The organism is Flavobacterium sp. (assembly GCF_052437795.1).
In the GTDB taxonomy this organism is placed as follows: Bacteria; Bacteroidota; Bacteroidia; order Flavobacteriales; family Flavobacteriaceae; genus Flavobacterium.
The window spans coordinates 723,238-749,187 of record NZ_JBQVPA010000001.1; the positions used below are offsets into that span (position 1 = coordinate 723,238).

Consider the following 25,950-nt stretch of genomic DNA (forward strand, 5'->3'; position numbering starts at 1 on the left):
GGATCGCCCGATGGTATCATTGTATTATATATTTAAATTCGGTATGACAAAAAAAACAAATGTTTTTGGCAGCCTCAAGGCCGATGTCCCTTCGGGCCTCGTGGTTTTCCTGGTGGCTTTGCCATTGTGCCTGGGTATAGCCCTGGCTTCGGGCGCGCCGCCGCTTTCAGGCATTATTGCCGGTGTGATAGGAGGTATCATCATCGGCTCGCTCAGCAATTCGCACATTAGTGTATCCGGCCCTGCTGCCGGGCTTATTTCCATAGTACTCACCGCAGTAGCCACGCTCGGCTCATTCGAGGCATTCCTGCTGGCAGTATGCCTTGCAGGTGCCATACAGCTTATCCTTGGCTTTATAAAGGCAGGGAGCATTTCCAATTATTTTCCCAGTAATGTTATCGAGGGTATGCTTGCTGGTATAGGGTTGATCATCATTATCAACCAGCTTGAGCATGCCGTAGGGTATGATAAAGGCAACGAAGGCGACGAATCGCTGCTCAGGCACGACGGCGGGAACTTTTTTTCGGACATCCCAGAGCTTATCAGCCGCTTTGAAGGCGGTGCCGTGATCATCTCGCTCGTTTCGCTGGCAATACTCATTATGTGGGATAAGGTCCCTGCTCTAAAAAGGCTTAAGGTATTACCGGGAGCATTGGTGGCCGTTGCAGCAGGCATAGTTATTAACCAGGTATTCATTTCCACAGGAAGCCATCTGGCACTTGAGTCCACACACCTGGTGACGTTGCCAGTGGCCACTTCATTTGGCGACATACAAAGCTTTATGGTAATGCCCGACTTTTCGGCGATCTCCAACCCCCAAGTATGGGTAGTGGCCGGTACCATTGCTGTCGTTGCTTCCATCGAAACATTATTGTGTATTGAAGCATCTGACAGGATGGACGTGCAAAAACGCTATACCGATACCAATAACGAATTGAGGGCGCAGGGTATAGGCAACATCCTTAGCGGACTGGTAGGCGGGCTTCCCATTACATCGGTAGTGGTGCGCTCATCGGCGAATGCCAATGCCGGTGCAAAAACTAAAATGTCGGCTATAATACATGGTTCATTGCTGCTGATATGCGTTTTGGCAATACCTGTCGTACTGAATAAGATACCGTTGGCTACGCTCGCCGCGGTGCTGCTCTTGGTAGGGTACAAGCTTGCAAATCCCGCGAAGCTGAAGCATTTTTGGGACAAAGGCAAGTACCAGTTCATACCGTTCATTGCAACGCTGGTGGCTGTTGTGGCGACCGACCTGCTGAAAGGTGTTGCATTGGGTATGGTGATTAGTATTATATTCGTACTGCGGGGCAACCTGAAAAGGGCGTACAACTTCAGGAAAGAGGAATATAAGGACGGCGACATTATCCATATCGACCTGGCCCAGGAAGTATCGTTCCTGAACAAGGCCGCCATAAAGTCGACGCTGAATGACCTGCCCGAAAACTCCGAAGTAGTTATCGACGCGTCTGACACAGAATACATTGCCCACGATGTGCTCGACCTGATACAGGAATTCAGGGATATTAAAGCGATGGAGATGAATATCAAAGTAAAGCTGGTAGGCTTCAAGGATGCCTATGAGCTAGAGAACACAGATGCAAGCAATGTATTTGTGGAACATAAAATAAAAGAATAACAAAACATAAATCAATTCCCATTTGGGACTAAACATAAAAACAGTTTTATTATGAAAATGAATGATGATTTTTATAAGAAGATATTAGACAACAACAGGATATGGTCTGAAACCAAGCTGGCTAAGGACCCTGAATATTTCAATAATTTATCAAAAGGCCAGTCACCGCCACTATTGTGGATCGGTTGTTCGGACAGCCGCGTACCTGCAAACGAGGTTATTGGCGCGCAGCCGGGCGAGGTTTTCGTGCACAGGAACATTGCCAACATGGTGGTGCATACCGACATGAACATGCTCAGCGTACTGGATTATGCTGTGAACGTACTAAAAGTGAAGCACGTTATCGTGTGCGGCCACTATGGCTGTGGTGGTGTTAAGGCAGCTATGGGCAATGACTCTATAGGCCTTATTGACAACTGGATCAGGCACATTAAGGATGTGTACAGGCACCACAAGCAATACCTTGACTCTATTATCGATGAGCACGACAGGTTCAATGCTTTTGTGGAGCTGAACGTAAAGGAGCAGGTACTGGACCTCGCGAAGACCTCGATCGTACAAAATGCCTGGAGGAATGGCCAGGAGCTATGCCTGCATGGGTGGGTATACGGCCTGGATACTGGTATCGTAAAAGACCTTGAAGTGAACTATTGTGACAATACGGAACTTGAAAAGGTAAGCCGCTTAGAGTTTTAACATTTTTATATTGCTAAATGGCCGCCTTTCCCTGGGCGGCCATTTTTTTTGCCCTTTAGTTTGTGAATAGGGATAGTATTTCCAGCAGGATCTCTGCGATCCAAAATATCCCGTACCCATCATAGTCTTTCTTTGTCTTACTCATTTTCCTCAAGATTTTCATTAAACATAGCGGGAAGCAGCTGCGGTATGAATTTTATCAGCAAAGGCAGCAACAGGCTTCCGCCCGGCAAAAGGAAAATGGTAAGCGATGGTACGGTCTTGCAGATCTCCAAGAGTTGTTTTTTTATTTTCTTCTTCTCCTTTGCATCCAGGTTGCGGTGGGTGGAATGGGTAAGTAGCAGCACCAGTTCGCCATTGTTGGAAAGCTCTTTTGCGAAACGCGCTTTGTTACGCTTGATCAGCAGCTTTACATTATTTGCCGCATGGTCATAAAAGTGCTTAACAGGGTTGGAATAATTAAAGTAGGGAATGTTCTTTTTATTTTTCCTGATGAAAACATCGAACGAGGCGATGCTTTCGGCGGCAATTTCATCGTCCAGCCCAAGCTCGGCCGCCAGTCGGTACAGGAAGTCCACTTCGCTTTGTTCGGCGGCACCATCGGTCCATATCGCCATACCTGCCATATCGAGGAGGTAATTCTTTTCCGACTTGGAATGAAAATAATTGAGTTCCAGCTTGCTGAGGTCATCGTCCTTTATAGCCGAAAATTTTGTGTAGCGCACCGATGATCCGAAGAGCTTGATAAGCAGGTCATCAAATTCGGTAGTCTTATTTTTGCTCTTCAGTGCCAGCGATACAATGCTTAAAACCGCTTCTTCGAGTTTCCTCAAATATTCATTCGGTATTTCCTTATTGAGAAGGTATTGGCGAAAAGCCAATACATCCATAACAAGCAGTGCATTGGTGAGTATATGTGAAAAGCTACGGCTGAACACATTGTCGTTGGTCTTAATGCGCTCTTCCAGTATCTCTTCAAGCTGCTGGCTGCGCGGCGAAGTCGGCAACACCTTTTTGAGCAGGCTGAAACCTTCGGGTGTCATTTGCTTATAAAAGGCGATGGCCCTGCTGATGAAGGCCTTCGGATCCGTCTCGTTGGTGATCAGTATATGTACGTCATACAGCGTATTGAGCAGGGCGGCCTTGGTGGTCTCCTCGGTGGTCCAGCCCTTGGTTTCATTTTTATCAAGGTTGTTAAAGGAGACCACATGCCCGTAAATGAACCCTGTGTCGCGTACTGCCCTGTAAAATTCGTGCGAATTTTGGGCTATGGGCTGCCTGTGCGCAAGCTGCCCCAGGAACTTATCTATCCAGCCACTGGCAGAAGGGTTGATCATCGTTTGGGTTAATTACCCACAAAGCTATGCATTTTTTTGGGTTTAGGACAAGAGTTGAATTATTCGTATAATTGAATGATAGATGTGCAGGCAAGATTAAATTATTAGATGATCGATACAACAGTTCAATGTCCAATTAGTATTTCGCTAACACTTATTGTGATAACACTAACATCTATAAGAATTTATATGCTTTACCTTAGCTAAATAACAAATTTAAACAGACTTATCATGAAAAAGACCTCATTTTTTAGTAAAGCGCTTTTAGGTGCAGCAGTTGTAACAATGTCGATAGGAGCCGTATCCTGTAAGGATGAGAACAAGGCCGAAGACCCTAAAGAAGTAGCCGAAGAGGAGAACGAAGCAAAGTTTGACGATGTAAATGACGATAAGGAAGAAGATTCTGATTATCTGGTGGCGGCTGCCGAAACAGACATGAAGGAAATAGAGCTGGGCAAGCTGGCACAGCAAAAAAGCACCAATGCCGATGTTCAGGCACTTGGCAAAATGATGGTAGAGCAGCATACCAAAGCCCTTGCGGACCTAAAAGCTGCCGCTGCCAAGAAAAACATTTCGATCCCTGCGGCCCTAACCGATAAAGGACAGGATGCCTACAAGGACCTGAATGACAAGACCGGACATGATTTCGATAAAGCCTATGCCGACAAAATGGTTGACGGCCATGAGAAAATGATCAAGAAAATGGAAAAAGCATCTGAAAAAGCTGCCGATGCCGACATCAGGATGTGGGCTGCCAATATGCTGCCAACATTAAGGACACACCTTGAGCATGCTAAAATGACCAAGGAAAAGGTAGATGCTGTAAAGTAACGGTAGTTTATTTAAATGGAAACTCCGGAGTTAGCGCTCCGGAGTTTTTATTTTATTTCGGTTTTTATTTATCCGATGAAGGTTTCTTTTTAATGAGCTGGATCAGGGCAAACACCAAAGCCGCTACTAATAAAAGATGGATCAGCGCACTGGTAATGTACCATACAAAATGCCCCAATACCCAAAAGATAAGGAACAGTACCGCTACTATGTAAAGGAGGTTCTTCATTTAAAGGCTAAGTATAAAACTGTCTTTGCTAAGGCCATCGGTAATGTACTGCCAGTTGATGTGTACCACATCGCTCAGGATCTTCTTCAGCATGTTGAAGTCGTTAGGCTTTTTGATATACACGTTGGCTCCGGTCACAAAGGTATCTTCAATATCCTGCTCTGAGGATGAAGTGGAATAGATGGCTACCGATATCTTTTTCAGCCTTTCATCATCACGAATTTCCTTTAAACACTCAAGGCCCGACTTTCGGGGCATGTTAAGGTCAAGGAAAATGATATCCGGCAGGGGGTTATCTTCTTTATTTAAGTAATCCATCAGCTGTTCGCCATCGTTAAAGGCGGTATACTGGTAATTTATTTTGACTTCTTCAAAAGCTTCCCTGAAAAATAAGCGGTCATCTTCATCATCATCAGCAAGCATTATGTGTAGGGAGTTCGTCTGCATTTATCTCTTTCTTCTAAATTGATTCGGCGTAGCGCTTCTGCTTCATTATCTTTTGGAAAGCAGTTGGCGTTACACCTGTTATGTTTTTGAATTGCTGCGAAAGATAGGCAACGCTGCTGTAGTTCATCATGAACGATATTTCCGTTAAGGATAAATTCTCCGTCATCAGCAACTGCTTCACCCGCTCAATTTTGTGCAAAATAATGAAATTTTCTATAGATATGAAAGTCACTTCCGAAAATACCTGCGATAGCGTCCTGTAGCTTTCACCCAGCTTTTCCGAAAGATAGGTGGATATCTTTAAGGATTGCACACCTTTACCGGCATAAAGCATTTCTATTATGGCATTCTTTATCTTTTGTACCAGTATGCTTTTTTGGTTGTCTACGATCTCAATGCCGAAGTTCTTTAGCGAATCTACGAACATGTCATAGGTATCCATCGGTATGTTCTCCTTAAATTTCACATAACCCGGCTCAGTAACCCTGCAGTCGATATCAAATTTATCGAGCTGCTGCTGCAGGAGCACTTTACACATTTTATCGATGTTGTACTTTATGTAAAGGTCCATTCTTTGTGTTTTATATTCGTTAGTAAAAATAGGAAAATATCCCTAAAATACAGAATACCCTACAAAAAATGTAGAATTGTAGGGAAAGCGCTATGTTGTGAAGGAAATTTTCATGCCATGAACGCTATATAGGGCCTCCAAACCCTAAAAATTCATTAATTATGCTATTTGTGTATGGCTAAATCCCTAATTTTATAAATATAGATCTGACCAATGACATTACAAGATCCTCCCGATGGCGGCATGCTTTATGCCGAGACCAACTTGCACAATGCTTTTCCCGAACCGCTCAATGCCGTTACTTCCTGCTTTTTTCTTGCCATTGCGATATACTGGACGTTTAAATTACGCGGACAATGGAGGCAGCACCTTTTTTTAACCTGTGCTTTGCTGCTGCTGTATATAGGAGGCGTCGGGGGCACCATATACCATGGCCTTCGCCAATGGGGCTTTTTCATCATGATGGACTGGCTGCCTATAATGCTGCTATGCGTTCTTGCGGGCGTATATTTTTTAAGCAGGCTTACGCGATGGTATTTTGCTGTTGCATTTGTTGCCCTGTATATTGCGTTCCAATTCTTTGCGAGGCGGCAGATGATGGGGTCGGGTAACATGCAGCTGTTCATCAACATTAATTATGCGGTGCTTGCAGGAATGGTATTGTTGCCCGTACTGGGATACCTTATAAGCACCCGGTTCAAAGATGGCAGATGGGTAGGTTTTGCCCTTGGCGCATTTATCCTGGCGCTCACATTCCGCGTTGCTGATGGCTGGGGCTGGATGGAGTGGGGTACGCATTTCCTATGGCATACCTTTGGTGCGGTGGCTGCCTTTTGCATGTTCCAATACATTTTCCTCATTAACGGGAAACAGGCTGTGCCCCAATAAAAGATCCGTTTCCCTGGGGTGCAGTGGGAAACGGATCAAAGCATTAGTTGGGTATTCTATTTGTTTAGCCAAAAAGATAACGGCATCATTACCGATGCAGATACAAAAATGGGAATTAAAGTTACAGATAAAATTTTAATATTTGGCTTATTCCTATCAAATTTATTCCCAACCATAACATCTTACAGTACCAACTCTTCAAAAAGCTTTGTTGTCTTATATTCAGGGTCGTCACAAAGGCCCGGGTGTGGGCGCGATGTTTGTATGACCGAGCTCCTGATGGCTGTGAGCCACCGGAAGCGTTCGGCAGTTTCCATCTGTGCTATCGGGCCGGCATCCTTAGCGCCACGGGCTATGCGTTCGAACGACATCAGGTTCAGGCTTATCTGCGCAATGTCGAGTTCAGGGTGCATGGCATGCAGTTTTTTTTCATTTATGGTATATAAAGCCTTTATGAACCTTGCCCTTTTGCAAAATACTATAATGCCCACATTTACGAATTCTTCACGTTCTACCCTCGGGACTACCCGTATCACGGCATACTCATATAAGTGCTTGTCTTGCATTTTGTGCCTGGTTTACGAAGGTTTGAGAATTATTTAAACGGGTCGTCAGGAATTGGAAATATACGTCGCGCACTTGTTCAGGTGTCTGGTCTAAGCCTTCCCATTGCAGCCATGTGTCTGGCAGTAAGTTTACAATGGCACGTATCTTTTCTTGTGTCAGCAGGGCTTTATATTCCGTGTCCACCTCTTCCAGCAGCGATGCCTGTGGCAGTAGTACGTGGTCTTTAATTAATGCGAAAGGGCTCCTGGCATGGCCTTCGGGATCATCGAAGGAATGATGGAAGTACAGGCTGGCGCCGTGGTCAATAAGCCACAGTTCCCTGTGCCATATAAGCATATTGGTATTGCGGAAGGTTCGGTCTACATTGGTAATATAGGCATCCAGCCAAACGATCTGAGAGGCCATCTTAGCTTCAACGGTCGTTACTACCGGATCAAAGTTTATCGCGCCTGAGAGGTAATGCATTGCGAGGTTGAGCCCACGGCTTGCCTGTAGCAGGTCCTGTATCTCCTCATCGGCTTCGGTGCGGCCAAAAGCTTCATCCAGGTCGGCGAAAACCAGCTCCGGAACCGGAAGCCCCAACGCACGGGCGATCTCTCCGCCTATAAGTTCGGCAATAAGCGCTTTTGTGCCATGGCCAGCGCCCCTGAATTTCAGGACGTAATTAAAGGAATCGTCAGCTTCGGCAATGGCGGGCAGTGAGCCCCCTTCGCGAAGCGGGGTAACATAGCGCGTCACATTCACGGCGCGCAACTGTGGTATATCGGCCATATAAAAGATTTATAAGGTAAAAGTAAGCATTTCCGTTTTGTCAATTGTTTTGGATAGCCAATTCCGGGATGGCTGAGGTCATTTTAAAACCGTACCTTTTACATCCGAGGCATTAATGCATCCGAAATATCGTGAGTCTGCCGAATTGTCCCGGTTATCGCCAAGTACGAATAGTTTGCCATCAGGTATGGTATATGGCCCTAAGTAGTCCTTGTTCCAGTCCTTTCCATACTGTTCTTTTATCATCTTTTCTGCTTCATTTTCATTCATAAGCCACCTTATGGACGATGGGACTTTTGCCTTCGCAATATGATCTTCGAGGAATACCAGGTATTGTCCACCAGGAACTGGCCTCACATCATCAGGAGTAGCCAGACCCTCTGAAGCAAGGGCTCGCGCATCGGCCTCATTAAGAATATAGGCATGTTTAAGGTGGAGGGCCTGGTCAAAGTCCTTCCCGTTTATGAGAACCGTACCTTTTTTAATTTCCACAATGTCACCTGCCATGCCTATCAGCCGATGGGTATATACCATGCTGTCCTTTCGATATACGATAAGATCGCCCGCTTCAGGGGCTTTTAAGCTTGAGGCAAAAAAGCGTGAGCCCTGCTTAAGCCCCGGTTCATTTCCGGTGGTGGGGGTAGTGTACATTTTAAATATGCCTGTAACATTGCAGATGATCCATCCGAATGTAAGGAGCAGCAATAATGCCCCGAATACTATAAGCCCTTTTCTCATAATGTTATTTATCGGTATACAGCCTAAAGCTCATATAGATCTCGCTACCTGTATTTTCAGCCCAGACATCATATCCATGTTCACTTTTCCCGAAAATGCCATATACATACTTATCACCTTTGTTGCTCATGTTTTTTCGGGAATAATTGTTGCTTTCTATAAATTCCAGCTCAAATTCGCATTCACCCGTCCAACGGAAGTACAGCCTGGAAAATGTACCATCGGCAAACACTTCCTGCCAATATCCTTTATCTATGGTCACTGTTGTTTTGGTGCCATCACTTTCAAGGTAATAAAAGTTTTTTACCGCCGAAATTTCCCTACAGACTTTCTTCTTCAGCTTATGGTGTGGTTTTTCGGACAGTCTTTTCCAATCGCCTTTCTCCACAAATTCGGCGTTTAATATTTCTACAAAAGTTTCGCAGTTTTTCTGCAGGCGAAAAAATACTTTATCATAGATGGCTATGAATTTTTCTTCAGAATCGACTTTGTGCTTATTAAGAAAGCCAGGATAGTGCTTGATAAAAGCATTATCGATACGTGTAGAGTCAGCTCCCTTCTCCTCATTAATGGCCTTGCAGATCTCAACTGTGAACGCATCTATTTCAGCATCGGTCTGCGAATGGCATAGCGCCGAGATCAGCAGGAGAATAAAAAAACAAGGGTATTTCATAGGTTGGCAGTTTCCCCAAATATAGCAGAATATTCTTTACGAATAATCATCCGGTTCTATATGCACCAGCACATGCCCCAGCTCGGGCAGTTGCAGGCGCAGTGCATCTTCCAGTTCGTGGGCGAGGCGGTGGCCTTCCTTAACGGTTATATTTGAGTCGACCACGGCATGCAGCTCGATATGGTAACGCATCCCGGCCTTGCGGATAAAGCACTTTTCGGTGTCCAGGATACCGGGAACGGTAACAGAAATGCGCTTGATGTCGGCGGCAAGGTCATCGTATACGTGCTCGTCCATTATCTCGCCGAGCGCAGGACGGAATATCAGGTAGCTGTTATAGAGGATGAAAAATGACGCGAAGAGTGCCGCCCAGTCGTCGGCCGACTCATAGCCCGGCCCGCAAAAAATAGCTATCGAAATGCCGGTGAACGCCGCCACCGATGTAATGGCATCGCTGCGGTGGTGCCAGGCATCGGCTTTTAGTGCCGAACTGTTGGTCTCCCTGCTTTTGGCCATTACGATGCGGAACGATATTTCTTTCCAGATGATGATCGCTCCCAATACAATGAGCGTCCATTTTTCGGGCAGGGCGTGCGGGGTCTGTATGTTCAGGATGCTTTCGTAGGCAATAATGGTGGCAGAGGTAATAAGGAAGCCCACTACTATAAAAGTGATGAGCGCTTCGGCACGGCCATGCCCGTACGGATGGTTCTCATCGGCGGGCTTATTGGAGTACTTTATGCCTACCAACACAAGGAATGACGAAAAGATATCGGTGGTCGACTCAATGGCATCGGCTATCAAAGCGTAGGAGTTGCCCAGTATCCCCGCAATGCCTTTGATCAGCGCGAGAAGCGTATTGCCCACAAGGCTGAACCAGGTGGTACGGATCGCTTTTTGTACGTTATTGTCGTGGGTTGCTGTAGCCATGGAAAATTGGGATGGCCAAAGGTAAGGATTAATGTTTATCCTCTTTCCTCAATTTCCTTGTTTAACGCTACGGATTTTCCATTTAGTTCTTCAACCAGTAAATGGATTTTTGTACATGGGTTGTGCGTTGCATAATTCTCGCAGGTAAAATTACTCAATAACTTTGCGGCCCATTTTATTGCCTGTGCCTGGTTGCCATATTTTTCAAGAATATCATACATATTCTCGCTATTCTTTTCGTAAATGAAAGGATTTACCTTTTTTGCTTTACTTCTTTCTTTAATGGCTTTATTTACCTCTGCTTCAAGGTTTTTCTTATAATCAGCTCTGGACATACCAGTGTTCCTGAATTGAAAATGCAGAAGATACCAAAGCTCGAAAGCTTCGTTAGTCCAACCGGTTTTTATATTGTTTTTCTCCGCAAGTTTTATTGCACTGTTAAAGTTGGCTGAGGGGAAACTATCCTTATCAAAGACTGCCCAAACGCTGTCGTATTGCTGGCTGGAATTATCCCGGGCTTTAATAGTGCGATTTACCAGGTCTAAAGTATTCGATCCTTCTCCTTGAGCATCAATTGTATACACGAAAGGCATTACATTGGATTTAAATGACCTGAAATAATTCGGTTCCGTTTTTTCCCCTTCACATATTATCAGGAAATAAACCCGGAGCTCCTTCGTATTTTCTTTCCGCTTTTTATTCTCATTCCGCTTGTGCCTTTTTAGTACGGAGTTATCGATCTTAATGATGTTTGCCATGGCTATATTTCCTGAAAGTTTGAAAGGTAAGGAATTGCCCCATAGCGGCCTTTTATGTAATCAGCTTCAAAGCTCCTGTCATTGCGTACAGTTTTACCATCTTCTTTAAACTCTAACAAAGAATACAGGTCTGTAGCTTCATATTGGTCTTTTTCTGTAAACCACACCTGATCTCTCCTAAAGAGATTCGCTCCTAATAGATTTGTGTCATGAGTGGAGAAAATCAATTGGGCATTTTCCGGATTTGTTTTAGGGTTATTAAACAGTTTTATTATTTCCTGTGTAAGAATGGGGTGCAATTTAGCGTCTAGTTCATCAATAACTAAAGCCAGTCCAAATTTTAAAGCAAGAATAATATATCCGGATAAATCTAAAATTTTATTAGTTCCCGAAGATTCATGATCGGTCATTTTAAATTCAAAATTTGAAATAAAATTACCCTTATTATCGTATTTTTTATGAATAGTTTTTAAACGGTCTTTAAAATCTTTACTACTATCTGAATCAATGTCAAAACTATTAAACCCTAAATCAAGTTTTCTTATGAAATTTTCAAGATCAGATTTGTAATCTGCATGTTTGAACATATATATGGCATTAGTCATTACAATACCTTCTTCATGTTCAAGTCCTGACATAATATGGATACGTGAAATGCTTTTCATTATTAATTTTCCAATTTCCGTATTAAATTGATCAGTTAAAGGAAGAAATAATGCATTATCCCGAGTTTTATCTTCTAAACCACTTGCTTCTTTGAAAGCATCAGCAACACCAATGCCTTCAAGTGTTCTTATAAAGTATAAATCCTCATTCTTTGATTTTTCTAGTAAAACATATAACCATTCTGAATGGATTTTATCATTATCGAGTTCAAATCCATACCTATACCGAATATTATCCTCCAAAATCAAAATTTCAAAGAATGAAGGCTGATCTTCAGTTTCTGTACTTAGTAAAAAGGGTTGTATATTTAGCTTATCAGTAGAGTTAAGTTTGGAAGATCTTTTAATTGTCGTGACCATAAAATCCAATGCCTTAATAAAATTACTCTTACCGCTGGAATTGGCTCCGTAAATAGTTGCAGAGCGCAACACTTTGTATTTATCGACAGTTATAACGTTATCTTTCAATTCCTTGATTCTTCCTGCTTCAAGGCTTAACGTTTTTTTATCTTTAAAGGACAAAAAGTTCCCAACTGTAAATTCAAGTATCATAATAGTTTTTTTAAAATGAGAAATTTTCTCAAATTTAATTCAAATGTAATTAAATTAAATTAAAGTTGGTTGTAGTGACTGTTTTTTCCCTTTGGAATTCCACAAAAAAAAATCAGCCCGAATGCATTATTTGGGGCTGATAATATATTATACGGTATATTCCGCCTTATTTACCGCCGTAAGTCTCTCCTAAAAATATCAGGATGCCGCCAACTACAAGCAAAATAGAATTGATCTTTAGCGTATTGACCGCCTTTTTGAGGTTGGCATTGTTAATGGATACCTGATCGCCTTCAGCGGTCCACTTGTTGGCGCCTTTGAGCCCGGCATATACACTTACTGCAAATAGCATTTTAATTGCACTGTTTAGGCATATTAAAAAGCCTAAAATTTCAAGAATGATCATCATGATTATAACTGGTTACTGTTTTTGGCAAATATATACATTTCCCTTAATCCTTAAAAAAATGTTAATAATCGGGTAGTTGATTTATGATGAGTTAATTATGGCTAAAACCCTTCAAAAACACCCAATCCAAAAAGTGCAAAATCGTATTTTACGGGGTCGGATGCATCCATTTTACGTAAAGCGGCATCGAGTTCGGCCAGGGCTTTGGCATCGTTCTGCTTCCGCGTAAGTACGCCCAGCTTTCGTGCTACATTGCCACTGTGTACATCGAGCGGGCAGGAGAGGAGTGATGGCGAAATGCTTTTCCATAATCCAAGATCTACGCCTGTGGTGTCGTTGCGGATCATCCACCTTAAGTACATGTTGATGCGCTTAGCCGCCGAACCAGCCAACGGGTCGCTCACATGTTTGTGCGTGCGGTTTTGGTGCTCTATCTCAAAGAACACCTTCTTGAATTCATGTATGGCAGGCTGCAGGCTCTCATCCTTTTGATGCCTGGCAAAAACAGCTTCCAGGCCGCCATGGTTTTGGTAAATATGCCGCAACGCTTTAATGAAAGTAACAAAATCCGATCCGTTGAAGGTGCGGTGTACGAACGTATCAAGCTGTTCCAGTTGATGTTTCTCATGGCCCATCACGAAATCATAGGGGCTATTGCCCATGAGCGCTACCATTTTTTTTGCGTTGCTGATGATCATTTTACGGTTGCCCCATGCTATGGTCGCTGCAAGGAAACCGGCGATCTCAACGTCCTCTTTTTGAGTAAACAGGTGCGGTATCTGTATAGGGTCGCTGTCGATAAAGTCGGGCTTGTTGTAAAGAAGTACCTTTTCGTCAAGGAAAGCCTTCAGGTCATCTTTATCAATAGTGTCATTCATATTTTGTAATATCCTCTGCATAAAATCCATCTTCAATATTCTCGGTACGTAACTGTGGCAGGACCTTGTGTTTCTTAAAAAAATACTTCACCTGCTTTTCATTAATGCATGGTGGCGGCCCATCGCCAGTAGCCCAAAAGAAATCCATATCCACAGGGGCATAATAATGCAGGTTGCCTTCGACCTTTTCCCGGAATTCAGTATCGTATTTCGTATTCTTGTATGGAAAGACCACATTGTTGAACGAGAAGGTGCTGCTCTCCAGTACGAATTTGTTCTTGGTAAAGCGGTTCAGGTCCATGGGTACAAAAAGTACAATTGAGGTAACAGCCACCGAAAGCCACATCATACCCAAAATTACTCTTTTACTGGTAATGATAACTGCGGTTATAAGGAACGAGAACAGTAGCAGAAAGTTCAGGAAAAAGCGGTACTGCGGCGACGATAGCGCAAGCATTAGTAGCTCTGCTAACATCACAAGATATAAAAACCACGCCTCACGCCTGTTGTAATATTTGTAGATGATAACGGGCAGTATCACTACCATCGTGGTAACAACCTTGTTGAAAAGCCCATGCAGCTTGGGCAGCATTAGCCATTGCAAGAACTTCTGCGTTACCGTCATGCTTTCGAACTGCTTTTCGGTCACAAAATAGGCGCAAAGTTTAGTGAAGCTGTAGTACAGTTTCGAAATGTGCTCCGGCAGGCTGTAGTCATTATCAGCGAATTGATAGCCGGTGATCGGGAAGAACGGGTGTCCGCTCACAATGGTGTTCTTGGTTATGAACAATGCCAAAACAACCAACCCTGCCAGCGCACATTTTAAGATGGCAGGTTGTATAGCTTTGAGGTCCTTTACAAATAAAAGCAGCGGAAGTACGACCATGGCAGCCGCGGTAGTCTTGATATACAGAGAGAACAGCACTAACACAGTGATAAGGGTAAATGCCCCGGCATCCATGGTTTTGTAACGCTCAAAAACATAGAAGAAGATGATGAACGAAAATACGTATATGGGCATGTCCGGCGATGGCGCGCTGATGAACTGGAACAGCAGTACATTGGCCAACGGCAGCAGCCCTATGATGAGGTAGTGCCTGTGGCCGCCCTCAAAATAGCCTGCGAGACGCGTTATTGCAAAGATGTTGCCCAACAGCAGGCAATACCCGCTGATGTCATTAAAGCTGCCGTACAGGAAAGAAAAGTTGAGCGCGCTCTGGGTAATATGCCAGCCACTGGTCTGTGCCAGGAAAACATGCAGGTTAGCCACGCCTTTTACAAGGCCATATTGGTTCATCCATTTTATGGTTTGGATGTAATAGGACTCGTTGTCAATAACATACGGTATAGAGGCACATTGTGCGACGATAAGCAATGAGTTGATACCCAATATGATCTTCAGTGATCGGGGCAGGGTTTTCAGCTGCTGCCAAAATGAGAAGTAAACATCCGCTATGCATCTGCGGAAGCAATATCCCAAAAGCACGTTCAATGCCAGCAATGCCAGATGGAATTCCCAACCGATGCGTCCGAATACTGCCCATACAGAGGCGAATATGGTCACAGAGAAAAGTCCTAGGATCGCGGTAACGGCAATATCCTTACTATTGATGCGCAGCAATTTCTCCAGCGCCACCCCAAAGCAGATGGTGGTCAGGGTAATATATATCCAACTTAACAGGATGAGAAGCATACTACGAAATAATTAGCCCATCGCTCATTACCAGCTTACGGTCGGCCATATTAGCAAGTTCTTCATTGTGGGTCACGATCACAAATGTCTGGCCCATTTCGTCCCGCAGCTTAAAGAACAGCTTGTGCAGGTTATCTGCAGATGTGGTATCGAGGTTCCCCGATGGTTCGTCGGCAAAGATAACGGCCGGTTTGTTGATGAGTGCCCTCGCAACGGCCACCCTTTGCTGCTCACCGCCCGACATTTCGCCGGGCCTGTGGCCAATGCGGTGCGAAAGCCCAAGGTACTCCAGCAGCTTTTTGGCTTCGGCCTCTGTGGCGCTCTTCGACTTGCCTGCAATGAACGCAGGTATGCATACGTTCTCTAAAGCGGTAAATTCCGGAAGCAGCTGGTGGAACTGGAAAATGAAACCCAGGTGAATGTTGCGGAACTTCGATAATGCCTTATCCTTCAGACCCAGAACGTTCTCGCCATTGATAGTAAGTGAGGTATCCGGGCCTTTTTTGGGAGTGTCCAGCGTGCCGAGTATTTGCAGCAAAGTCGTCTTACCCGCACCCGAAGCGCCTACGATAGAAACGATCTCGCCTTTTTTGATATGGAGGTCAACACCTTTAAGCACGTGCAGCTGGTCGTAATATTTTTGGATGTTCCGGGCCTGTATCATATATGCAGTTTTCACAAAGGAACGAACAATTTAAAAGATACCGAAATCTTTTTTGGCACAATATTTCGTATATCATATTGTAAATTTTCGTTAACCGCATTACCGGTGTGTACCTTATCCTTTAACTTTGAAAAAACAACATGAATAAACTGATAGCAATAGCGCTGGCCGTGGTCTCCGCCTCGTGCCAGGGCAGCCCCAAGCCTACAGGGGAGAATAATGAAGGTAAAAGCAATGTTCAACTAACAGATAACACAGGAGATAAAACAATGAGTGACAAGACAGAGACTGCCATATTTGCAGGTGGCTGCTTTTGGTGTACCGAGGCCTTTTTTACCGACCTTAAAGGCGTGCAGAAAGTGGTATCGGGGTATATAGGCGGAAAGACCGAGAACCCTACGTACAAGGAAGTATGCGAAGGTTATTCCGGCCATGCCGAAGCAATTAAAATCACCTATAACCCTAATGAGGTAGCTTATGAAGACCTGCTTGAGATATTTTTTGCCACACATGATCCTACCACCCTCAACAGGCAGGGGAATGATGTAGGTACGCAGTACCGCAGCGAGATCTTTTATACATCGGAGGCTCAAAAGGCAGCTGCCGAGGATTTCATTAATCAGCTTACCGGACAGAATATTTTTGACAAAAAGATCGTCACAAAGGTTACCAAGGCGCCTGTATTTTATCCTGCGGAAGATTACCACCAAGATTATTACGCGCAGAACACTAACCAGCCGTATTGCGCGGCTGTGATCACGCCAAAACTGGCAAAGCTTAAAAAGAATTATAAGTCGAAACTGAAGGCGTAACTTCCTCAATCAGATCATTAAAAACCACATTGTGCGAAAGCCGGTGTGGTTTTTATTTTTTCAGTTGCGAAAGCGTTATAAGTACTATTGCCACGAGGGCTAAAGCAATGCCCAGGTAATTGCGCCTGGTAAGCTTTTCCTTAAAGATGATTATCCCTGCAAGGCTGCCCACCACGATCACCCCCATGTTCATTGCCGCGAACACGGTCGAGGGATCGTTTGAAAATTCCTTATGTGCCTTGAGGTAAAATATGATGTTGCCAAAATTGAATATGCCCACCAACGCGCCAAACGCAGGGTTGATCGGGTGCATAGGGAATTTCCTGATGATGACATCATAAGCTATCATAAGAGCCGTAACCACCAGTGCACCGCAAAAAATAAAGAACAGCGAAGTGGTATAACCCGGCGATGGCAGCAGTGCCACCTGCTTGAAAAGCACGTCGATCACACCAAAACCAAGTAGCACCAGTAAGGGGAATATCCATTTGCGGCCGTGGTTCTCGTCTTTGCGGTAGGCCAGTATCAATATCATGGCAGGAAAGGCTACGGCGAGTCCGGCCAACTTAAGGATATTGAATTTTTCCCCGAAAATGAACCATGCCGCCAATATGGGTATGAACAGTGACAGCCGTTGTGCCGCGTCGGTCTTTACAATGCCCATGTGACGTATCGATATCGCCAGCAGGAGGAAAACCGTAGGCAGCAGTAACGAAAGCGGGACATAGAGCGGCCAGTGCCGGCTGAAGTTGAAAGACGAAACGTCGGGTTCAAAAAATACGTAACAGAGTATGATGGCAAAAAAGTAGTTCCACCCCACGATCTGGGTGGAGCAGGTATCATACTTTCGGGCAATTTTAAAGATCGCACCCACCGTAACGCTACAGAAGATGCTTAATATAAGGTACAGCATTTTTTAAAGTGTGATGCAAAAGTAGCACTTGGATAATTAAGAAACGGCACAGTGGATGATTATTTTAAAATAATGCGTTCGATCTTGACATACAGATTTTTAGATTTTTAACGGTTTGTAAACGATCGCGCGCGGACAAACTTATACTTTTTTTTGTACATTAGCCTTCCTTATTATATGTGCAATGAAAAAGATGCTCCTGCTTTCAATTACGGTTTTTTTCTTTTTTTCATGCGACTTCATCATGAAGGAGCGCAAAGATGACGACACTGAGGCAAATACCAGTAAAGTAGTACTTGGTACTGATAAAGATGAGCACGGCTGCGTAACGTCTGCCGGCTATAAGTGGTCGCTGCTGCGCAAGGAATGCGTAAGGCCTTTCGAGGAAGGCTACAGGTTGAACGCCATAGAACAGCTTGAAGGTGAAAGCATCGACAAAAGCGCATTCGTTATCTTTGAAGACGGAGGCGAAAGGGCCGAACTGTACCTGCCGGATGCGAAAAATTCTGTCATGCTTGAAGAGGATGACAAAAAAGGCAACTATAGTGGCAGTGGCTGGAAACTTCACCAAAAAGATGGCTATAAGCTACAGAAAGGTCCGCAAATACTATATGCGGGCGCCAAAATAGAGGAAGGGCAGATAACAGGGTACGATAAGCCCGAAGATGCTACTCCTTGATACTCCAGAGGGGCATTGACTCAAACCCTTGAAATTTTCTAAAATGATCCCATTCACTGTTTACACCATCAGTGGATCTCAACTTTTTGGGGTTAGGACCCCAGCCATTTCAAAAGATCGTAAAAATTCTGGGGCGCTACGCCATGGCCAACAGGATACTCGTGGTATTCGGTTCCCAAGCCTAACGCCTTAAGGAATTCCGGGGCTTTGCGTGCCCATTCTACAGGGATCACCTGATCTGCCGTTCCGTGCGAAATGAAAAAACGCAATTTAGAAATGTCATTTCGGTTCCTGTCTTTTTCTATGATGTCGCCATTCAGGTAACCGCTCAGTGCTGCCACACGCTGTATCTTTTCAGGGTAGGACAATGCGACGGCGTAACTTAGTATCGCTCCCTGGCTGAAGCCGATGAGTGTTACCATGTCTTTATCTATAGGGTAATGTGCGACGGCCTCATCTATGAATTTCGCAATGAGGTCACGCGACTGTCCGGCCTGTACTTCATCGGAAAACTTGTTCATGTCTTCATCAAAATTGATGGCATACCACGCGTGCCCGTAACCCGGTAGGCTATAAGGTGCGCGTGCGGAGATAATGTAATACTCATCCGGCAGCTGTGCGGCAAAGGAGAACAGGTCTTCCTCGTTACTGCCGTAACCGTGTAAAAGTAAGAGCAACGGGTTCTTTTCCTGTTTTATTTTCGGCTCGCGGACAAGGTGGTAAAGGGATAATTCCATGCTTACAGGTTTTTAAAGGCTCTCTGGAAAAATGGGCCAACCAATGGTATCAGTCCGTACTGCCCCTGGAGCGCGCTCACGAAGCCGAACATCCACAGCACAAAGAAAAAGACGTAAAAGCCCATAGAGATGGCCCAGCTGTCAAAATAGCCAATTGGGTAGCCTAATGCCAAAAAGCCAAGTTCCAACCCCAGCGCCTGGCGGATATGAAAGGATGCAAAAGGATTTTTCTTTTCGCTGTTTTGTACCATCGCGATGATTGCGCCTACGATGGTAAGGTAACTGATGATGGCATTGGTCTTGCCTTGTTCTACGGTATTGTCCATTTAGTAAATGCTTATTGTGCTTTTTGGTTCAATGTCGGTGCGGCCGTCAAAGATCACGTCGCGGTAGCCTGCTGTACCGTTCTTTGTATCAACGTTGAGTGAGGTGCGGCCTATTTCTACGCCATCCTTGCCGGCTACTTTAAAGTTGACAACGCCACTGTAGTTCTTGTCGTTAATGAGATAGATCACCAACTTGTTGTATTTTTTGGTCACCGAATCCTTCTCAATATAGAATTTGCCTGTGCCAATCCCTTTCTCCTTCATTTGTTCGGAAAGGGCAATAGTGCAGCCCCGGCTGTCCTCGAAGTGCGAGGAAACTTCATCGACCACCTTATCGGTCGTTTCCTTTACGGCTTTGCCGCCTTCGTTTATAACATCACGGGCTTTGTCTTCTGTTTCTTCTTTGCAGGCGATGGCCAGTGTCAGTGCAGCGCCTAATATCAATAGCTTTTTCATGATCAACCGTTTAAAATTAATTTGCCGTTATTGTATATTCCATAAGCTTTCCCTTTCATAGTTCGTCCCAGGAAAGCAGAGTTTTTTGATTTGGAAAGGATATCCTTTTTAGTGAATTTGCGATCTCCTGTTGGTGTGAATAGCGTAAATCCTGCTGTTGAGCCTTCCTCGATATCATGGCTATCAGATCCGAATATTATTTTTCCTGCCGTCAATTTCTCAACGATCACCTCCAGCGGCAGTACGGTCATCAACGCCCCGAAAGCGCTTTCCAGCCCTATGGTGCCGTCTTTTGCCAGGTCGAATTCCAGCTTTTTATTCTCGATGTCCAGCGGGTTGTGGTCGGACGTGATCAGGTCGATGGTACCATCAAGTACGCCTTCGATCAACAGTTCCCTTTCCGCCTCAGGACGGAGCGGGGGAGCGACTTTATATCGGGTATCAAAATCGCACAGCACTTCATCGGTCAGTACCAAATGATGTACCGCTACGCTGCATGTCACGTTCAGGCCTTTTGCTTTACCCTCCCTTATCAATTGCACCGATCTTCCTGTGGATATGGTCGGGATGTGCATTTTACCGCCGGTGTATTCCAACAGGAACAGGTTTCGTGCGATCTGCAGTTCTTCGGCCAGTGCGGGAATTCCCTTAAGGCCCAATCGTGTGCTTATGACGCCTTCGTGTACTACACCCCTGCCTTTTATCTTGTCATCCTGCGAATAGGCGATGACCAACCCGTTGAAATCCTGTACATATTGCAGCGCGATCTTTAGTATGTTCGCATCGGCAATGGCTTTGTTGTGATCACCAAAGGCTACAGCTCCGGCATTCTTCATGTCGAACAGCTCGGCCATGTCCTTACCTTCGCTGCCTTTTGTAAGTGCGCCTATCGGATGGAGGTTGGTCGCATGACCAGCCGATCTGTTCACAAGGAATGCTATGTCGCCCTGCCTTTCGGCGATGGGGTTGTTGTTGGGCTGCAGGGCAATATCGGTAAAGCCGCTTTTTGCCGCTGTATCAAGGCCGTTAGCAAGGGTTTCGCGGTCTTCATAACCCGGCTCGCCAAGGCTTACAGAACTGTCGAACCACCCTTTGGAAATGTGCAGGTTGTCAAGTTCAACGGTTTCAAAGCCTTCCGCAGTAATATTATTGCCTATTTGTTTGATAATGCCGTTCTCCACAATGATGTCGACCTGTTTGTTGTGAAACGGGCTGTTCTTATCAATGATGGTCGCATTTTTGAATATCAGGTTCATTTTACAAATTTTTGTATCAGGAGTTCAAGTATCAGGAATATCAGTGTACCGATCACGAACCATTTCCATAATTCGCTGGCGGTTCGTTCCGATCTAATGTCGCTGTACACAGTGCTTACTGATCCTGTTTCGGTAAAGTCCTTCAGCACGGCTTTGTTCTGCAGGCCCAGGTTGCTCTCGGTGCGGGCATGGTTAAAACTGATATTCTTCAGCACCTCATTGCCTTTTGTGATGGCATAATTTCCTGCAACTTCAGGATAATCCCCAAAGGACAGCTTCACTTTATTGTTCAGCACCTGCTGCATAGGGATAAAGTCGGAACTCTCATTGCGAACAGTGAGTACTTCATCTTTAGAGAGCACGGCATCCAGCAGGAGGCTTTGGTTCTCGCCAATGGTGATCGCGCTTATGCCTGTCTTGCCGCTGTTCTGCGCCATATTGTAAAAGGTTGGCACGATTAGCGGCGAGTTCTGGAAGTTACTGTTTGTCTTATTTATCGCGGCAGAGAATACATATACATTGCCCAGCTTATTGCTCATTGAGGCGAGGAACGGCGTTTGGTCTTCATACGCCAGTACAGGCAAGGCATTCCCGGAAATGGTGAACCCTGTATTTACTGTTGGGTACTGGAAATTATCCGTTTTCTTTTCAAATACTGTTTGGTACAGCGGGTGGTTGAAGGATATTTTGGTTACCTGCCTCTTGTTCTGTGTCATTGGCTTATAAGCCGCGCCAAAAGTACCCAGCAAAGTGTTGAGGTTTTGCAGGCTGCCTTCGGTGGATGGTATGATCACAATGTTACCGCCTTTTGCATAAAGATCTTTCAGGGTAGTGATGAGCGACTGCGGTATTTCCTTCAATTCATTCAGGATGATCGCATCCTGCTTTTCAAGGCTGTTATAGTCAAGCCCGCTCAGTTCCGAAGCTGTAAAGTTGAAGTCATCATCGGTATAGATGCGGGACAGGAAGCTGTTTTTGGCTGTTTCGCCGATGGCAACCACGTTCGACTTTTCAGGTTTGGATATGCTGAAATAATAGGTGTTGTCATATGCCAGGCTGTTATCATTAACCGAAACATAACCATGGAAATCTTTTTTGGGTATGGTAAAAGCAGCAGATCTTTTCTCGGTATCGAATTTTACAATTGTCTTTGCGGTCAGGTTCTTGCCATTGTAGAGCGCAACGGGAACTTCATCTTCAAATTCGCCGTAGGCCTGCATGTCGACCTTTACCTCATAAAAGTTATCCATGGCCTGCGAAATGTAAACGCTGTCAATGCTTATGTTGCTCGTGTTCTGTGCTTCTGCAATTACGGCATATAGTGGGCTGCCGGTAAATTTCTGCAGGTCTTTGCTGTCGAGGTCCACCGCATCGGTGATCATTACAATGTCCTTGCCTGTATTTGTTTTTTTTGCCTGTGCCTTGGTCAGTAAGAAGTCGGGGCGGAAAGGCACATCGCTGTAAGGCAGGTTCTGTAATTCCTTTTGTATGGACTTTATGTCGGTATCCCACCAGGCATTGGTATTGGTGATCAGGGAAAATTGCTGGTTCTCGGGTGTATTTTCGAGGAGGTCCTGTACGGCGCGTTTAAGCAGTTCGCCCTTGCTGCCCTTGGCTTGCATCGAGAAAGAGTTGTCCAGCAGTATCACCATTTCGTTGCCCTTGTTATCATCGCCCTTCGCTTTGAAGAACGGTTGGGCAAACGCAATGATAAGGCAGGCGAGGAGGAGCAGTCGCGTACACAGCAGCAGCCATTTTTTTATTTTAGAGCTTTTGCGGGTTTGCATGCTGAGGTCCTTCAGGAACTTAACATTGGTAAAATATTCTTTCCGGAAACGGCGCAATTGGAATAGATGGACCAGTATTGGAATTGCCAGCAGGAAAAGGAAGTAGAGTATCTCCGGGTGTTTGAACTGCATTCGTTTGTAGGGTTTGTCAAAAATACGATTTTTCTAATAGTATCAAGCCACGAATTAAACGAATTTCAAGTTTGGTAAAATTTGCGTGATCGGTGGCTCAAGCCTTCATTTACTAACGCAAATACCACCGTTAAATTTTTTGCCTGCCTGCATTAATATCTTACATTTGTTTACCAAAGTAATCAACGCACTATGAAATTAGCCGCCATATTAACCTTTTTCGGGATATTTGCCATGAACGCACAAGACTACAATCTTTTAGTGGGAACCTACACTAATGACTGCGACAGTAAAGGGATATATGTATATGACTTTAATGCTGCCACGGCAAAGTTCAAGGAAAAGAACCATTCTGTTAAAGTGGAAAGCCCCAGTTTTCTTACGGTCTCTGATGATAAAAAGTTCATTTACAGTGTGAACGAGTCGGGCGATAAAAGTACTGTCAGCGCATTTAAATATACAGCGGCAAGCGGCAAGCTCGACTTCATCAATAAAAAAGAATCCAAAGGTGAGGACCCGTGCTATATCATTAATGACGATAAGAATGTTATCGTGGCCAATTATTCCGGTAGTACCATAGCAGTATTCAATAAGAAGCCTGACGGTTCGCTTACCGATGCGAAACAGGTGGTAAAGCATACAGGCAGCAGCGCCAACAAAGACCGTCAGGAGAAGCCGCACCCGCACATGGTGATCTTTTCACCAGATAAAAAGCACCTATTTGTAAACGACCTGGGTACTGACAAAATTTATATTTACAGCTATAATCCGACAGGCGGCGATAAAACACTTACACTAAAGGAAACCATAGCAACCGATCCGGGAAGTGGTCCAAGGCATCTTGCTTTTAACCCGAACGGTATTTTCTTTTATTTGCTGAATGAGCTTAATGGAACTGTAACTGCCTATAGCTATGAGAATGGTAAAACTGTAAAAATGCAGGACGAAAGCCTTGTGCCTTCCGGTTTTAATGGGCAGAACGGGGGAGCCGATATTCATTTTTCCAATGACGGGAAATTCCTTTACGCGACCAATAGGGGCGATGCCAACACCATTACCGTTTTCAGGGTACATGCAAACGGCATGCTGAACATGGTGCAGCAGATAAGCACACAGGGCGTATCGCCACGCAATTTTGCCATCGATCCCAAAGACAATTTCGTTTTGGTAGCCAACCAGAAAAGCAATAACATTGTTATCTTTAAAAGGGATAAAACTACAGGAATGCTGGAAGATACTACTCAGCGGATAGAGGTGTGCTCACCTGTATGCCTGGTGTTCACTGCGAATAAATAATTGTTTAGGCCTTACTGATCGATGCGTAGTTATCTGCTTTTTAGTGATCTTACAATGAGATCATTGTTCGGATAAAGCGCACCGATCATTTTCTCTACTTGTCTTTATCTTTACGTTTTTTATCACGCGCCCTTTCTACACCACGGTTTCGGGGTGCGGTCTTACGGGGTTTGGTCTTTCCGGGACCGCCAAGGTTCACCTTTTTATTCTTTTCCTTCTTTTCGTGGAAAGCGGCACCGCCCTCTTCCTTTTTCTTTTTGAAAACCTGCTTTAATTTCTTCCAGTCTTTTTCAAACTCGAGCAGGCGTGTGGCTATTTCAACACCTTCAGGAATATCAAGGACTTCCATTTCTTTTTCCATCAGCACCTCTGCCTGTACCTGAATGTCCTGTTCGTGCTTGCCTACAAAGCTTATGGCAGCGCCTTCCTTATCGGCACGGCCCGTACGTCCAATACGGTGGATGTATTGCTCGGCAACCTCAGGGAATTCCATATTGATTACGTGGGTAATATCCGAAATGTCAAGACCTCTCGCCATTACATCGGTAGTGACAATGCCCCTCAGGTCGCCCTGTTGGAACGATGCCATGGTGTTGAGCCTGTAGTTCTGCGACTTATTGGAGTGTATCACGCCGAATTGCCTCGGATAAGATTCCTCAACAGCATCCATCACAAGGTCGGCGATCTTTTTATTATTCACGAAAACCAGCACACGGCTCATGTCCTCGTCTTTCAGCAATTCCTTCAGCAGGCTTATTTTGGTTAGGAAGTTGGGCACATTGTACATCTGCTGCGATATCTTTTCCAGCGGCGTACCCGACGGCGCTAGGGATACTTCTTCCGGGAGATCAAAAAAGTCATTCAGCATTTCGTCCACTTCATCGGTCATTGTAGCTGAAAAAAGTATGTTCTGCCTTTTTTGGCGCATCATCGATAGTATCGAGGTTACCTGGATGCGGAAGCCGAGGTTGAGTATTTCGTCAAATTCGTCTATAACCAGCTTTTGCACCTCATCAAAACGTACAACGTTGTCAAGGGCGAGGTCCATCATCCTGCCGGGAGTGCCTACAAGGATGTCAACACCCTCATACACCTGTTTTTTCTGCGTATTAATGTTCACGCCGCCAAATATACCCAAGGTGCGCACCGACATGAATTCGGTGAGTTTTTCTACCTCTTCTACAACCTGCACTACCAGCTCACGGGTCGGCACCACGATGACAACACGGGGTGAGTCGGTTTTAGCGAACTTCCATTGCTTGAGTATCGGCAGGAGGTAGGCGAACGTTTTACCAGTACCTGTTTGTGCAATGCCCATCATGTCACGGCCCGACATGATAACAGGCATGGCCCGCTCCTGTATAGGTGTAGGATCGGTAAAACCAAGGCCGTCAATGGCTTTTTGCAATGCTTTGGGCAGGTCGAGATCGTGGAATGTGGACATGGGTATATTTTTTGCAAAGATAGGTTTTTAATTTTTAGCGACGAAAGCGTTACCTCCAACCGCTCTCCAACGCAAAATGGAGCCGCTTTATTAGTGGTGGGATCTGTGCAGATCTACACGATACGTGTTATCGTGTTCCATTTTTAAATTAACATAACCTTGTCAAATTTTCA

The 25,950-nt window shown here is 44.8% G+C and carries 29 protein-coding genes; 7 read left to right on the top strand and 22 right to left on the bottom strand.

Going from position 1 to position 25,950, the window contains the following annotated elements:
• Positions 1-43: 43 nt before the first annotated feature.
• Entirely contained in the window at positions 44-1,642 is a 1,599-nt protein-coding gene (locus tag ACT6R0_RS03435) for a SulP family inorganic anion transporter (protein WP_444651317.1), read from the top strand.
• A gap of 57 nt (positions 1,643-1,699) precedes the next feature.
• Positions 1,700-2,338 (top strand): carbonate dehydratase, encoded by a 639-nt coding sequence (gene can, locus ACT6R0_RS03440; RefSeq protein ID WP_444652312.1) that lies wholly within the window; start codon positions 1,700-1,702, stop codon positions 2,336-2,338.
• Positions 2,339-2,475: 137 nt separating this feature from the next.
• Here the strand turns inward: can and ACT6R0_RS03445 are convergent, their stop codons facing one another.
• Positions 2,476-3,675 carry an LETM1-related biofilm-associated protein gene (locus ACT6R0_RS03445; protein WP_444651319.1) on the bottom strand — a complete coding sequence of 400 codons (1,200 nt, stop codon included), beginning with the start codon at positions 3,673-3,675 and terminating at the stop codon, positions 2,476-2,478.
• 231 nt (positions 3,676-3,906) lie between these two features.
• On the opposite strand from ACT6R0_RS03445, the gene ACT6R0_RS03450 reads away from it, so the two are divergent.
• The gene (locus ACT6R0_RS03450; RefSeq protein WP_444651321.1) at positions 3,907-4,506 is read left to right on the top strand and encodes a DUF4142 domain-containing protein; all 600 of its coding nucleotides are present in this window, start codon (positions 3,907-3,909) and stop codon (positions 4,504-4,506) included.
• A 64-nt stretch (positions 4,507-4,570) separates the two neighbouring features.
• On the opposite strand, the gene ACT6R0_RS03455 is transcribed toward ACT6R0_RS03450, so the two are convergent.
• Genes ACT6R0_RS03455 through ACT6R0_RS03465 form a run of 3 tightly spaced genes read right to left on the bottom strand, consistent with a single transcriptional unit; the run spans position 4,571 to position 5,753 of the window.
• The gene (locus ACT6R0_RS03455; RefSeq protein ID WP_444651323.1) at positions 4,571-4,735 is read right to left on the bottom strand and encodes a lmo0937 family membrane protein; all 165 of its coding nucleotides are present in this window, start codon (positions 4,733-4,735) and stop codon (positions 4,571-4,573) included.
• A complete protein-coding gene (locus ACT6R0_RS03460) occupies positions 4,736-5,182 on the bottom strand; it encodes a response regulator (protein WP_444651325.1) in 447 nt (148 codons plus the stop codon).
• A gap of 13 nt (positions 5,183-5,195) precedes the next feature.
• Positions 5,196-5,753 (bottom strand): helix-turn-helix domain-containing protein, encoded by a 558-nt coding sequence (locus ACT6R0_RS03465; RefSeq protein ID WP_444651327.1) that lies wholly within the window; start codon positions 5,751-5,753, stop codon positions 5,196-5,198.
• A gap of 213 nt (positions 5,754-5,966) precedes the next feature.
• Here ACT6R0_RS03465 and ACT6R0_RS03470 point away from each other — a divergent pair, with 213 nt between their 5' ends.
• Complete coding sequence (locus tag ACT6R0_RS03470; RefSeq protein WP_444651328.1) at positions 5,967-6,641, top strand: hypothetical protein; 675 nt, start codon at positions 5,967-5,969, stop codon at positions 6,639-6,641.
• A gap of 182 nt (positions 6,642-6,823) precedes the next feature.
• Here the strand turns inward: ACT6R0_RS03470 and ACT6R0_RS03475 are convergent, their stop codons facing one another.
• From ACT6R0_RS03475 to ACT6R0_RS03525, 11 genes are all read right to left on the bottom strand, one after another.
• Complete coding sequence (locus ACT6R0_RS03475; protein ID WP_444651329.1) at positions 6,824-7,207, bottom strand: DUF3037 domain-containing protein; 384 nt, start codon at positions 7,205-7,207, stop codon at positions 6,824-6,826.
• Positions 7,185-7,979 carry a HipA family kinase gene (locus ACT6R0_RS03480; protein ID WP_444651331.1) on the bottom strand — a complete coding sequence of 265 codons (795 nt, stop codon included), beginning with the start codon at positions 7,977-7,979 and terminating at the stop codon, positions 7,185-7,187. The genes ACT6R0_RS03475 and ACT6R0_RS03480 overlap by 23 nt, the downstream gene beginning before the upstream one ends.
• A gap of 78 nt (positions 7,980-8,057) precedes the next feature.
• Complete coding sequence (lepB, locus tag ACT6R0_RS03485) at positions 8,058-8,717, bottom strand: signal peptidase I (protein WP_444651333.1); 660 nt, start codon at positions 8,715-8,717, stop codon at positions 8,058-8,060.
• 4 nt (positions 8,718-8,721) lie between these two features.
• A complete protein-coding gene (locus ACT6R0_RS03490) occupies positions 8,722-9,390 on the bottom strand; it encodes a hypothetical protein (RefSeq protein WP_444651335.1) in 669 nt (222 codons plus the stop codon).
• Positions 9,391-9,426: 36 nt separating this feature from the next.
• Positions 9,427-10,320, bottom strand: coding sequence for a cation diffusion facilitator family transporter (locus ACT6R0_RS03495; RefSeq protein ID WP_444651337.1), 894 nt, complete (start codon positions 10,318-10,320; stop codon positions 9,427-9,429).
• A gap of 35 nt (positions 10,321-10,355) precedes the next feature.
• Positions 10,356-11,078, bottom strand: a complete 723-nt coding sequence (locus ACT6R0_RS03500) for an RloB family protein (RefSeq protein WP_444651339.1) — start codon at positions 11,076-11,078, stop codon at positions 10,356-10,358.
• Between the two features lie 2 nt (positions 11,079-11,080).
• A complete protein-coding gene (locus tag ACT6R0_RS03505) occupies positions 11,081-12,295 on the bottom strand; it encodes an AAA family ATPase (RefSeq protein ID WP_444651341.1) in 1,215 nt (404 codons plus the stop codon).
• Positions 12,296-12,461: 166 nt separating this feature from the next.
• Positions 12,462-12,647, bottom strand: a complete 186-nt coding sequence (locus ACT6R0_RS03510) for a hypothetical protein (RefSeq protein ID WP_444651343.1) — start codon at positions 12,645-12,647, stop codon at positions 12,462-12,464.
• 158 nt (positions 12,648-12,805) lie between these two features.
• Positions 12,806-13,582: a TIGR02757 family protein gene (locus ACT6R0_RS03515; protein ID WP_444651344.1), complete on the bottom strand. Its 777-nt coding sequence runs from the start codon at positions 13,580-13,582 to the stop codon at positions 12,806-12,808.
• Positions 13,575-15,275: an LIC_10190 family membrane protein gene (locus ACT6R0_RS03520; RefSeq protein ID WP_444651346.1), complete on the bottom strand. Its 1,701-nt coding sequence runs from the start codon at positions 15,273-15,275 to the stop codon at positions 13,575-13,577. The genes ACT6R0_RS03515 and ACT6R0_RS03520 overlap by 8 nt, the downstream gene beginning before the upstream one ends.
• Position 15,276: 1 nt before the next feature.
• Positions 15,277-15,939 carry an ABC transporter ATP-binding protein gene (locus ACT6R0_RS03525; RefSeq protein WP_444652313.1) on the bottom strand — a complete coding sequence of 221 codons (663 nt, stop codon included), beginning with the start codon at positions 15,937-15,939 and terminating at the stop codon, positions 15,277-15,279.
• A 140-nt stretch (positions 15,940-16,079) separates the two neighbouring features.
• Here ACT6R0_RS03525 and msrA point away from each other — a divergent pair, with 140 nt between their 5' ends.
• Positions 16,080-16,751, top strand: coding sequence for a peptide-methionine (S)-S-oxide reductase MsrA (gene msrA / locus ACT6R0_RS03530; protein WP_444651347.1), 672 nt, complete (start codon positions 16,080-16,082; stop codon positions 16,749-16,751).
• Between the two features lie 52 nt (positions 16,752-16,803).
• Here the strand turns inward: msrA and ACT6R0_RS03535 are convergent, their stop codons facing one another.
• Complete coding sequence (locus ACT6R0_RS03535; RefSeq protein ID WP_444651349.1) at positions 16,804-17,664, bottom strand: EamA family transporter; 861 nt, start codon at positions 17,662-17,664, stop codon at positions 16,804-16,806.
• Between the two features lie 184 nt (positions 17,665-17,848).
• Here ACT6R0_RS03535 and ACT6R0_RS03540 point away from each other — a divergent pair, with 184 nt between their 5' ends.
• The gene (locus ACT6R0_RS03540; RefSeq protein ID WP_444651350.1) at positions 17,849-18,343 is read left to right on the top strand and encodes a hypothetical protein; all 495 of its coding nucleotides are present in this window, start codon (positions 17,849-17,851) and stop codon (positions 18,341-18,343) included.
• Between the two features lie 92 nt (positions 18,344-18,435).
• On the opposite strand, the gene ACT6R0_RS03545 is transcribed toward ACT6R0_RS03540, so the two are convergent.
• Genes ACT6R0_RS03545 through ACT6R0_RS03565 form a run of 5 tightly spaced genes read right to left on the bottom strand, consistent with a single transcriptional unit; the run spans position 18,436 to position 23,037 of the window.
• Positions 18,436-19,080 carry an alpha/beta hydrolase gene (locus ACT6R0_RS03545; RefSeq protein ID WP_444651352.1) on the bottom strand — a complete coding sequence of 215 codons (645 nt, stop codon included), beginning with the start codon at positions 19,078-19,080 and terminating at the stop codon, positions 18,436-18,438.
• Between the two features lie 2 nt (positions 19,081-19,082).
• The gene (locus ACT6R0_RS03550; RefSeq protein WP_444651354.1) at positions 19,083-19,406 is read right to left on the bottom strand and encodes a DUF4870 domain-containing protein; all 324 of its coding nucleotides are present in this window, start codon (positions 19,404-19,406) and stop codon (positions 19,083-19,085) included.
• Complete coding sequence (locus tag ACT6R0_RS03555; protein ID WP_444651356.1) at positions 19,407-19,862, bottom strand: hypothetical protein; 456 nt, start codon at positions 19,860-19,862, stop codon at positions 19,407-19,409. It lies immediately after the preceding gene.
• 2 nt (positions 19,863-19,864) lie between these two features.
• Complete coding sequence (locus tag ACT6R0_RS03560) at positions 19,865-21,118, bottom strand: dihydroorotase (protein WP_444651357.1); 1,254 nt, start codon at positions 21,116-21,118, stop codon at positions 19,865-19,867.
• Complete coding sequence (locus ACT6R0_RS03565; RefSeq protein ID WP_444651358.1) at positions 21,115-23,037, bottom strand: BatA domain-containing protein; 1,923 nt, start codon at positions 23,035-23,037, stop codon at positions 21,115-21,117. Before ACT6R0_RS03565 ends, ACT6R0_RS03560 begins: the two co-directional genes overlap by 4 nt.
• A 192-nt stretch (positions 23,038-23,229) precedes the next feature.
• Here ACT6R0_RS03565 and ACT6R0_RS03570 point away from each other — a divergent pair, with 192 nt between their 5' ends.
• Positions 23,230-24,333, top strand: a complete 1,104-nt coding sequence (locus ACT6R0_RS03570) for a lactonase family protein (protein WP_444651360.1) — start codon at positions 23,230-23,232, stop codon at positions 24,331-24,333.
• Positions 24,334-24,427: 94 nt separating this feature from the next.
• On the opposite strand, the gene ACT6R0_RS03575 is transcribed toward ACT6R0_RS03570, so the two are convergent.
• On the bottom strand, positions 24,428-25,777 hold the full coding sequence (locus ACT6R0_RS03575; RefSeq protein ID WP_444651361.1) for a DEAD/DEAH box helicase: 1,350 nt from the start codon (positions 25,775-25,777) through the stop codon (positions 24,428-24,430).
• Positions 25,778-25,950: the final 173 nt, after the last annotated feature.